A 10,281-nucleotide genomic window follows, 5' to 3' on the forward strand; every position below is an offset into this window, starting at 1 on the left:
TGCGACCCCCGCCGCCCCCACGCCGACGGGCACCGCGACCGGTACCGGCGCCCCGGCCAACGCGATCCCGGCCCGGCTGGAGCCGGACGGCACGACCGTCACCGTCGGCGACCCCTCCGCGGCGCACACTCTCACCGTCTACGAGGACCCGCGCTGCCCGATCTGCGAGCACTTCGAGCAGGCGAACGCGGCCCAGATCCATGCGCTGGAGGTGGCGGGCAAGATCCGCGTGCAGTACACGTTCGCGTCGTTCCTCGACCAGCGCGGCGGGGGCGGCTCGAAGCGGACGGTGAACGCCCTGCGCGCGGCTGTGGCGGAGTCGGCGAACGGCAGCGGCTTCGCGGCGCTGCACACGCTGGTCTACCAGTACCAGCCCAATGAGCAGACCGACGGCTTCACCGTGGACTTCCTGCTCCAACTCGCCGGCCGGGTGCCGGGGTTGCGCACTCCCGCCTTCGACGCGGCGGTGCGCGGCCAGAAGTACGCGAGCTTCGTCAGCGCCTCGGAGAGCGCGTTCGACAAGAGCGGGGCGAACGGCACGCCGATGGTGAAGATCGACGGCGACAAGGTGTCGGACGACACCGGGATCTTCGACGCGGCGGACTTCAAGAAGATGCTGACCGACCACGGGGTGTCCTGAAGGACCACCCCGCGGCCGGCCGCGGCACCATGACGTCCGAGCGGCGTTCAGCCCGCCGTGCGGTTCAACCCACCGTCCCGCTCGACTCGTTGCCCGGGTTCAACCCGTAGCCCGGGCTCAACCCGTCGTCGTGGCCTCCGCCGGAACCGTCGCCGGCGTCCGCACCGAGTCGAGGAGCAACTGCGCGACGTCCACGACCTGTAGGGACTCCTTGGCCTTGCCCTCGTTCTTCCTGCCGTTCACCGAGTCGGTGAGCATGACGAGGCAGAACGGGCAGGCGGTGGAGACGATGTCCGGGTTCAGGGACAGCGCCTCGTCGACGCGCTCGTTGTTGATGCGCTTGCCGATCCGCTCCTCCATCCACATGCGCGCGCCGCCGGCGCCGCAGCAGAAGCCGCGCTCCTTGTGGCGGTGCATCTCCTCGTTGCGCAGCCCGGGCACCTTGGCGATGATCTCGCGCGGCGGCGTGTAGACCTTGTTGTGCCGGCCGAGGTAGCAGGGGTCGTGATAGGTGATCAGGCCCTCGACGGGGGTGACCGGGACCAGCAGCTCGGCGTCCACCAGGTGCTGGAGCAGCTGGGTGTGGTGGATGACCTCGTACTCGCCGCCGAGCTGCGGGTACTCGTTGGCGATGGTGTTGAAGCAGTGCGGGCAGGTGGCGACGATCTTCTTCGAGGCGCGCGGCTTGCGGGAGGACGGGACGACCTTGCCGTCGTCGTCGAGTTCCTCGCCGAACGCCATGTTGAGCATGGCGACGTTCTCCTGGCCGAGCTGCTGGAAGAGGAACTCGTTGCCCAGGCGGCGGGCCGAGTCGCCGGTGCAGTTCTCGTCGCCGCCCATGATGGCGAACTTGACGCCCGCGATGTGCAGGAGTTCGGCGAACGCCTTGGTGGTCTTCTTGGCGCGGTCCTCCAGCGAGCCCGCGCAGCCGACCCAGTACAGGTACTCGACCTCGGTCAGGTCCTCGATGTCCTCGCCGACGATCGGCACCTCGAAGTCGACTTCCTTCACCCAGGCCAGCCGCTGCTTCTTCGGCAGGCCCCAGGGGTTGCCCTTCTTCTCCAGGTTCTTCAGCATCGTGCCGGCCTCGCTGGGGAAGGCCGACTCGATCATCACCTGGTAGCGGCGCATGTCGACGATGTGGTCGACGTGCTCGATGTCCACCGGGCACTGCTCGACGCAGGCGCCGCAGGTGGTGCAGGACCACAGCACGTCGGGGTCGATGACCCCGTTCTCCTCCAGGCTGCCGATCAGCGGGCGTTCGGCCTCGGCGAGGGCGGCGGCCGGCACACCGGCGAGCTGCTCCTCGGTCGCCTTCTCCTCGCCCTCCGTGGACTTGCCGCCGCCCGCCAGCAGGTAGGGCGCCTTGGCGTGGGCGTGGTCGCGCAGGCTCATGATCAGCAGCTTCGGCGACAGCGGCTTGCCGGTGTTCCAGGCCGGGCACTGCGACTGGCAGCGGCCGCACTCGGTGCAGGTGGAGAAGTCGAGGATGCCCTTCCAGGAGAACTGCTCGACCTGGGAGACGCCGAACACGTCGTCCTCGCCCGGGTCTTCGAAGTCGATCGGTACGCCGCCGCTGGTCATCGGTTGCAGCGCGCCGAGGGCCACCGGGCCGTCGGCGTTGCGCTTGAACCAGATGTTGAAGAAGGCGAGGAAGCGGTGCCAGGCCACGCCCATCGAGGTGTTCAGGCCCAGGGTGATCGCCCAGATCATGGTGACGCCGAGCTTGATCATCGCGACCAGGTACACGGCGTTCTGCAAGGTGCCGGTGCTCAGCCCGCGCAGACCCGCCACCAGGGGGTACGACACCCAGTACGCGGCTTCGTAGTGGTCGACGCCGTGCAGGGCGCCTTCCAGGGCGCGCAGCATCAGGATCGCCAGGCCGATGACGAGCACCACGTACTCGACGAAGTACGCCTGCCAGGCGGTCGATCCGGTGAACCGCGACTTGCGCCCGGCTCGGGAGGGCAGGTTCATCAGCCGGACCGCGATGAGCACCAGGATGCCCAGGGTGGTGAAGAGCGTGATGAACTCGATGTACACCTCGTACGGCAGCCAGGTGCCGATCACCGGGAGGATCCAGTCGGCCTTGAAGAGCTGCCCGTAGGCGTTGAGGATGGTCAGGCCCAGGGTGAGGAAGCCGACCGCGACGAACCAGTGGGCGACGCCGATCGGGCCCCACGTGTTCATCCGGGTGTGGCCGACGAACTCCTTGGCCAGCGTCTTCGTGCGCGCGACCGGGTCGTCGGTACGGCTGCCCGCGGGGACGGGCTGGCCGAGTCGGACGAACCGGTAGATCTGCGCGACGGCGAGGCCGATCAGGGCGACACCGACCGCCGTGAGAACCAGCGACACGATGATCGCGGCGAGCTGCATGAGGGCTCCTCGGGCCTGCTGCGAGCAAAAACGTACTAAGCGGTAACTTACTTCGGTCTCGGCTGAGATTACCCGGGAATTCGGGGCCCATAAAGCAGCCCTGCTGGTGATCTGTGTCGCCAGGTGGGCGCTCGTGCGGTGGGTCTGCCGCCGATCGGGGGAATTGTGGTGGTTCGGGCATGGCCGGGGAACTACGCAGGGTGCTCATCCGTGAGACGGGTGAGGGGGTGGCGCCGGGGCCGCGGTGGCACCGCTCGGGTAGTGCGTCGGACACGCGCCGTTCAGTTGAGTCGCCTCGACTCATGTCAATTGACACCGGGCTCGTTGTCGGGCACTGTTGAGCCAGTTGCACTCAAGTCAGTTGTTGGAGGATTAACCATGGCACGTGCGGTCGGCATCGACCTGGGCACGACTAACTCCGTCGTCAGCGTTCTCGAAGGCGGCGAGCCCACCGTCATCACCAACGCAGAGGGCGCCAGGACCACGCCGTCCGTCGTCGCCTTCGCCAAGAACGGCGAGGTGCTCGTCGGCGAGGTGGCCAAGCGTCAGGCTGTCACCAACGTCGACAGGACCGTCCGCTCGGTCAAGCGCCACATGGGCACCGACTGGCGGATCAACCTGGACGGCAAGGACTTCAACCCGCAGCAGATGAGCGCCTTCATCCTGCAGAAGCTGAAGCGGGACGCGGAGTCGTACCTGGGCGAGAAGGTCGCCGACGCGGTGATCACCGTCCCCGCGTACTTCAACGACTCCGAGCGGCAGGCCACCAAGGAGGCCGGCGAGATCGCCGGTCTGAACGTGCTGCGCATCGTCAACGAGCCGACCGCCGCCGCGCTGGCGTACGGCCTGGACAAGGACGACCAGACGATCCTCGTCTTCGACCTCGGCGGCGGCACCTTCGACGTGTCCCTGCTGGAGATCGGCGACGGCGTGGTGGAGGTCAAGGCCACCAACGGCGACAACCACCTCGGTGGTGACGACTGGGACCAGCGCGTGGTGGACTACCTGGTCAAGCAGTTCCAGTCCGGCCACGGCGTGGACCTGGGCAAGGACAAGATGGCGCTCCAGCGGCTGCGCGAGGCCGCGGAGAAGGCGAAGATCGAGCTGTCCTCGTCGACCGAGACCTCGATCAACCTGCCCTACATCACGGCGTCCTCCGAGGGCCCGCTGCACCTGGACGAGAAGCTGACCCGGGCGCAGTTCCAGCAGCTCACCTCCGACCTGCTGGAGCGCTGCAAGACCCCGTTCCACAACGTGATCAAGGACGCCGGCATCCAGCTGTCCGAGATCGACCACGTGGTCCTGGTCGGCGGCTCGACCCGGATGCCCGCCGTCGCGGAGCTGGTGCGCGAGCTGACCGGTGGCAAGGAGGCCAACAAGGGCGTCAACCCGGACGAGGTCGTCGCCATCGGCGCGTCCCTCCAGGCCGGTGTCCTCAAGGGCGAGGTCAAGGACGTCCTGCTGCTCGACGTCACCCCGCTGTCCCTCGGCATCGAGACCAAGGGCGGCATCATGACCAAGCTGATCGAGCGGAACACCACGATCCCGACCAAGCGCTCGGAGATCTTCACCACCGCCGAGGACAACCAGCCGTCGGTGCAGATCCAGGTCTACCAGGGCGAGCGCGAGATCGCGGCGTACAACAAGAAGCTCGGCATGTTCGAGCTGACCGGTCTGCCGCCGGCCCCGCGCGGGATGCCCCAGATCGAGGTCACCTTCGACATCGACGCCAACGGCATCATGCACGTGGGCGCGAAGGACCTCGGCACCGGCAAGGAGCAGCGGATGACCGTCACGGGTGGCTCCTCGCTGCCCAAGGACGAGGTCGACCGGATGCGCCACGAGGCCGAGCAGTACGCGGACGAGGACCACAAGCGCCGCGAGGCCGCCGAGACCCGCAACCAGGGTGAGCAACTCGTCTACCAGACCGAGAAGTTCATCGCGGACAACAAGGACAAGCTTCCCGAGGACGTGAAGTCCGAGGTCGAGACCGCGATCGCCGACCTCAAGGAGAAGCTGAAGAACGAGTCGTCCGACGACGGCAACACCGCGTCGATCCGCGAGGCCACCGAGAAGGTCGCGGCCACCAGCCAGAAGCTCGGCCAGGCGCTGTACGCCAACGCGCAGGCCGAGGGCGGCGCGGCGACCGCCGGTGCCGGTGCGGGCGCCGGTGCGGCCGACGGCTCGGCCCAGGCCGCGGACGACGACGTCGTGGACGCCGAGATCGTCGACGACGAGAGCAGCAAGAGGGATGGTGCCGCGTGACGGAGGAGCCGAAGGGCTTCGAGGAGCCCGACGTTCCCTCCGACGCCGCCGACAAGCCGGAGTCCGGCAAGGCGGGCAAGTCCAACTCGGGCAACGGGACCGCCGGTAAGGCGGGCCCGGTGTCCGGGGGCGGGGACGACGCGACCTCCCAGGAGCTGACGGCCGTCAAGGCGCAGTTGGACCAGGTGCGCACCGCGCTCGGCGAGCGCACCGCCGACCTCCAGCGCCTCCAGGCCGAGTACCAGAACTACCGCCGCCGGGTGGAGCGGGACCGCGTCGCCGTCAAGGAGATCGCGGTCGCCAACCTGCTGACCGAACTGCTCCCGGTGCTCGACGACATCGGCCGGGCGCGGGAACACGGCGAACTGGTGGGCGGCTTCAAGTCGGTCGCCGAGTCGCTGGAGACGGTCGCCGCGAAGCTGGGCCTGCAGCAGTTCGGCAAGGAGGGCGAGCCCTTCGACCCGCTGGTGCACGAGGCACTGATGCACAGCTATTCGCCTGATGTCACACAGACGACATGCGTGCAGATCCTCCAGCCGGGGTACCGCATCGGGGAGCGCAACCTGCGGCCGGCCCGGGTCGCGGTCGCCGAGCCCCAGCCGGGTGCCCACGGCAAGGACGAACAGTCCGAGTCCGGCGAGCCGGCCGACCAGGCCGACCGGAAGGCGGACGACGACGAGGAGACCGGTGGCCCATCCGAGGGCTGACGGAGCGGGACGTGACGGAGAGGAGGGACGCCGAGGATGAGCATCAGTAGGGACCTGTTGGAGAAGGACCTGTACAAGGTCCTCGGTGTCCCCAAGGACGCCACCGACGCCGAGATCAAGAAGGCGTACCGCAAGCTGGCCCGGGAGTTCCACCCCGACGCCAACAAGGGCGACGCCAAGGCCGAGGAGCGCTTCAAGGAGATCTCCGAGGCCAACGACGTGCTCTCCGACGCCAAGCGGCGCAAGGAGTACGACGAGGGCCGCGCGCTGTTCGGCAACGGCGGCATGCGGCCCGGTCCCGGCGCGGGCGGCACCGGCGGGTTCAACTTCGACCTGGGCGACCTCTTCGGCGGCGCCCAGGGCCCCGGCGGCAGCACCACGACCGGCCAGGGCGGCGGCTTCGGCGGCGGCCTGGGCGACGTGTTCGGCGGCCTGTTCAACCGGGGCGGCGGCACCCGCGTGCAGCCGCGCCGCGGCCAGGACATCGAGTCCGAGGTCACGCTCAGCTTCACCGAGGCCGTCGACGGGGCCACCGTCCCGCTGCGGATGTCCTCGCAGTCGCCCTGCAAGGCGTGCTCCGGCACCGGCGACAGGAACGGCACGCCCCGGGTGTGCCCGACCTGCGTCGGCACCGGGCAGGTCTCGCGCGGCGGCGGTGGCGGCTTCTCGCTCACCGACCCGTGCGTGGACTGCAAGGGCCGCGGCCTGATCGCGGAGAACCCCTGCGAGGTCTGCCACGGCAGCGGCCGGGCGAAGAGCTCGCGCACCATGCAGGTGCGCATCCCCGCCGGGGTCACCGACGGGCAGCGCATCCGGCTGCGCGGCAAGGGCGCCGCCGGCGAGCGCGGCGGCCCGGCCGGCGACCTGTACGTGGTCGTGCACGTCGGCCCGCACCCGGTGTTCGGCCGCAAGGACGCCAACCTGACGGTCACGGTCCCGGTGAGCTTCACCGAGGCCGCGCTCGGCGGCGACATCAAGGTGCCGACCCTGGGCGGACCGCCGGTCACCTTGAAGCTGCCCGCCGGCACTCCGAACGGCCGGACCCTGCGGGCCCGGGGCAAGGGCGCGGTGCGCAAGGACGGTTCACGCGGCGATCTGCTCGTCACGGTCGAGGTGGCGGTGCCCGCACAGACCGAGGGCAAGGCGCTGGACGCGCTGGAGTCGTACCGTGAGGCGACCGCGGACCTCGACCCGCGGGCGGAGTTGTTCAAGGCCGCAAAGGGAGCGTGAGCGGATGAGCATCGACGGCGGCGGGGCCTCCGGGCCCCGCATGGGGCGAGGCCGCAATCCGTACCAGCTGACGGAGGAGTCGCCGGTCTATGTGATCTCCGTGGCGGCCGAGCTGTCCGGGCTGCACCCGCAGACCCTGCGGCAGTACGACCGCCTCGGCCTGGTCTCGCCGGACCGCGCGGCCGGCCGCGGGCGCCGCTACTCCGCCCGCGACATCGAGCAGTTGCGGCAGGTGCAGCGCCTCTCGCAGGACGAGGGCATCAACCTCGCGGGCATCAAGCGGATCATCGAGCTGGAGAACCAGGTCGCCGCGCTCCAGGCCCGGGTCGCCGAACTCGCCGCCGCCGTCGACGGCGCCGCCGCCGTCATCCAGCAGCGCGAGGCCGCGGTGCACGCGTCGTACCGGCGCGATCTGGTGCCGTACCAGGACGTGCAGCACACCAGCGCGCTGGTGGTGTGGCGTCCCAAGCGGGATTCCTAGTGCCGTGGCCGGAAAGGTTCACCGGTTCGCGACGCCCGGCACGGCACCTCTCCCCCTACCTTCGGCGGGAGGTGCCCCCAGCGTTGTCGGAGTCGCCCGAGTACGCCCAGTACGAGGGCGCACCTCCGCCTTGCGATGTACCGCACCGGACGCCGCGAACCAGGCAAACCTTTCCGGCCACGGCACTAGCGCGGCCTCCCCGGGGGTGCGGGTACGGCCCGTTGCTCCCCGTAAATGCGGCGACAGTCTCGCCGGGTGCTTGTTAGCTTCGGGTGTTATGGACCCACTTGGTGAAGCGCAGATCCGGGACTCCTTCGTGAACTGCTCGAAGGGGGAGGCGAAGCGGGTCAGGCTGCCGCGGGAGCTCGCGGAGATGCCGTGGGGCGACCTCGACTTCATCGGCTGGCGGGACCCGGGCGCGCCGGACCGGGCATATATCGTGACCGGCGGCGAGCGGCCGGTGGGGATCACCCTGCGGGTGGCGCCCGGCGCGCGCCGGAATCTGCTGCGCAGCAGCCTGTGCTCGATCTGCCTGACCGGGCACTCCGGGGGCGGAGTGGACCTGCTGGCCGCGCCGCTGGCCGGCCCGGCCGGGCGGCAGGGCAACACCGTGGGCATCTACATGTGCGCCGACCTGGCCTGTTCCCTGTATGTACGGGGCAAGAAGACCTCGGTGCTGGCCAAGCGCATGGAGGAGACCCTGACCCTGGAGGAGCAGGTGGAGCGCACGCTGCGCAACCTGGACGGCTTCCTGTCGAAGGTCACCGGCGCCCAGGCGGCGTGAAGTCGGGCGGCCCGAACCCGAGCGGCGTGAAGTCGGGCGGCCGAACCCGAGCGGCCCGTGTGTGGGCGTCCCGCGGCGTCAGCGCGGCGGGACGTCGAGCGTGACCGGGTGCGCCCGGACCGGTGCGAGGCAGGCGCCGTCGGTGGAGCAGGCCCCGTAGGTGAGTTGGACGCTCGCGGTGGCGGATCGGCCGGTGGCATCGGCGAGATTCGTGGTCAGGTGCAGGGTCACCGGGCCGTCCGGGTAGACCGGAAGCGTCAGGCCGAGGCCCGCGGGACGCAGGCCGTACGGATGGGCGTCGGAGGTCACCGGGCCGGTCGCGGTGAGCGGGGCGGCGACCGTCAGGCGGGTCGGGATGCCGAGGCCGTCGACCCCCTGGTCGGGCAGCGTGAGGCTGTAGAGGTGGAAGCCCTTCTGCTGCGGGCTGAGGGATGCGGTCACCGCCACCTTGTGCGCGGCCGACCGTTCGAAGGTGACGGCGACGTCCACTCCGCCCGCGGTGAAGGACGCGTGCGTACGGGACGGTGCCGCCTGGTGCTGACCGCTGTTACCGCTCTGACCGTCCTGGCCGCAGCCGGAGACGACGGTGCAGAGCAGCACGGCCGCGGCGACGGCGGCGGGGGAGACGCTGTTCCCCCGTGCGTGCCCTCGGGCGGCGGCGGTTCCCCTTCTCACGCCCATGTCTTCAGGAACGCGTCGACCTGGGACTCCGGCATGTTGTGGGCGTTGGAGAACTGGCCCTTGTCGGTGGCCGTTTCGGTGTGCCCGTGTGGGTCCACCACGGCGAGCGCCGGGATACCGCTGGTCCGGAGGTCCACGTAGCGTGCGGCGAGCGACAGGTTGTGGTCGAACTGGCCGACGTCGACGCGCACTACGTGGTACTTGCCCAGCAGGGCGGCCGTCGCGGGCTTCGTGAAGGTGCGGCCGAGCACCACGCAGTCGGGGCACCAGTCCGCGCCGAAGTCGATCAGCACCGGGCGGCCGTCCTTGGCCGAGGCCCGCTCGGCCGCGGCCACGTCCGCCGCCGCGTCACGCGTGGGGTCGTAGCCCTCCGGCGACGACGTGCCGGGTGGCACCGTACCGGGCGGCGTGGTCCGCGTGATCGCCGTCGGGGTGGCGCCCGCCGGGGTGGAAGCGGCCGGCTTGGAGGTGTCCTTCGACAGCGCCGACGCGTCGGATGAGCCGCCCGACCCGCCAGATCCGCCGCAGCCCGCGAGGAGCAGCGCCGCCGTACCCGCAACCCCCGCCACCAGCAAGCGCGTTCGGACCGAGGTGCGTGTCCGCACGCTGCGGCGCGCTTGTCCCCACATCGTCAACTGCCCCCAGCTCAAACGAGTCAGCGCACTTTAGCAGTTGCCGTGCAACGGAAGAAGCCCTGTTCAGGAGGCGTGTGGCGGGCTGCGGATGTGCGGTGCGGGGTGCACGGGGGCATGGTCAGGCGTTGCCCATGGCGCGGGTGAGGGCGATCTCGATGACGACGCGGTCCGGGTTGTGCGCGGGGGTGCGGTTGTAGCGCTCGGCGTAGCGGCGTACGGCGTCGGCGACGCGCTCGGGGTCGGTGCAGACGGTGGCGATGCCCTCGAGGGTGGCCCAGCGGCCGCGGTCGGCCTGGCAGACCGCGACCCGGGCGCCGGGCGGCCCGGCGGCGCGGACGTTCGCGGCCTTGCGGCTTGCGGTGTTGGTGATCACCCGGGCCAGCCCGGCATCGGGGTCGTAGGTGACGCCGACCGGGACGACGTGCGGGGAGCCGTCGGGGCGGGTGGGGGTCAGCGTGCACAGGTGGTACTCGCGCCAGAAG

General features: G+C 70.3%; 10 protein-coding genes. 6 read left to right on the top strand and 4 right to left on the bottom strand.

Translation table 11 applies throughout. The features are described 5' to 3' along the window. A partial coding sequence (locus AC13HU_RS22095) for a DsbA family protein (RefSeq protein WP_483043657.1) occupies nucleotides 1–640 on the top strand: 640 nt, incomplete at its 5' end. A 117-nt stretch (nucleotides 641–757) separates the two neighbouring features. Here the strand turns inward: AC13HU_RS22095 and AC13HU_RS22100 are convergent. Continuing rightward, nucleotides 758–3,016 carry a (Fe-S)-binding protein gene (locus AC13HU_RS22100; RefSeq protein WP_483043658.1) on the bottom strand — a complete coding sequence of 753 codons (2,259 nt, stop codon included), beginning with the start codon at nucleotides 3,014–3,016 and terminating at the stop codon, nucleotides 758–760. A 378-nt stretch (nucleotides 3,017–3,394) separates the two neighbouring features. Here AC13HU_RS22100 and dnaK point away from each other — a divergent pair, with 378 nt between their 5' ends. From dnaK to AC13HU_RS22125, 5 genes are all read left to right on the top strand, one after another. Continuing rightward, nucleotides 3,395–5,281, top strand: a complete 1,887-nt coding sequence (gene dnaK / locus AC13HU_RS22105; RefSeq protein ID WP_483043659.1) for a molecular chaperone DnaK — start codon at nucleotides 3,395–3,397, stop codon at nucleotides 5,279–5,281. Continuing rightward, the gene (grpE, locus tag AC13HU_RS22110; protein ID WP_483043660.1) at nucleotides 5,278–5,988 is read left to right on the top strand and encodes a nucleotide exchange factor GrpE; all 711 of its coding nucleotides are present in this window, start codon (nucleotides 5,278–5,280) and stop codon (nucleotides 5,986–5,988) included. The genes dnaK and grpE overlap by 4 nt, the downstream gene beginning before the upstream one ends. 36 nt (nucleotides 5,989–6,024) lie before the next feature. Then, nucleotides 6,025–7,218, top strand: a complete 1,194-nt coding sequence (gene dnaJ, locus AC13HU_RS22115) for a molecular chaperone DnaJ (protein ID WP_483043661.1) — start codon at nucleotides 6,025–6,027, stop codon at nucleotides 7,216–7,218. 4 nt (nucleotides 7,219–7,222) lie between these two features. Continuing rightward, nucleotides 7,223–7,699 (top strand): heat shock protein transcriptional repressor HspR, encoded by a 477-nt coding sequence (locus AC13HU_RS22120; RefSeq protein WP_483043662.1) that lies wholly within the window; start codon nucleotides 7,223–7,225, stop codon nucleotides 7,697–7,699. 277 nt (nucleotides 7,700–7,976) lie between these two features. Next, complete coding sequence (locus AC13HU_RS22125; RefSeq protein ID WP_483043663.1) at nucleotides 7,977–8,483, top strand: FBP domain-containing protein; 507 nt, start codon at nucleotides 7,977–7,979, stop codon at nucleotides 8,481–8,483. 78 nt (nucleotides 8,484–8,561) lie between these two features. On the opposite strand, the gene AC13HU_RS22130 is transcribed toward AC13HU_RS22125, so the two are convergent. The 3 genes from AC13HU_RS22130 to AC13HU_RS22140 form a co-directional block, all read right to left on the bottom strand. Then, on the bottom strand, nucleotides 8,562–9,158 hold the full coding sequence (locus AC13HU_RS22130; protein WP_483043664.1) for a hypothetical protein: 597 nt from the start codon (nucleotides 9,156–9,158) through the stop codon (nucleotides 8,562–8,564). Further along, nucleotides 9,155–9,733 (bottom strand): thioredoxin family protein, encoded by a 579-nt coding sequence (locus AC13HU_RS22135; protein ID WP_483043665.1) that lies wholly within the window; start codon nucleotides 9,731–9,733, stop codon nucleotides 9,155–9,157. Before AC13HU_RS22135 ends, AC13HU_RS22130 begins: the two co-directional genes overlap by 4 nt. A gap of 184 nt (nucleotides 9,734–9,917) precedes the next feature. Beyond that, the coding region (locus AC13HU_RS22140; RefSeq protein ID WP_483043666.1) for a pyridoxamine 5'-phosphate oxidase family protein at nucleotides 9,918–10,281 on the bottom strand (364 nt) is incomplete at its 5' end.

It is taken from the genome of Streptomyces sp. NH27, from assembly GCF_056859195.1.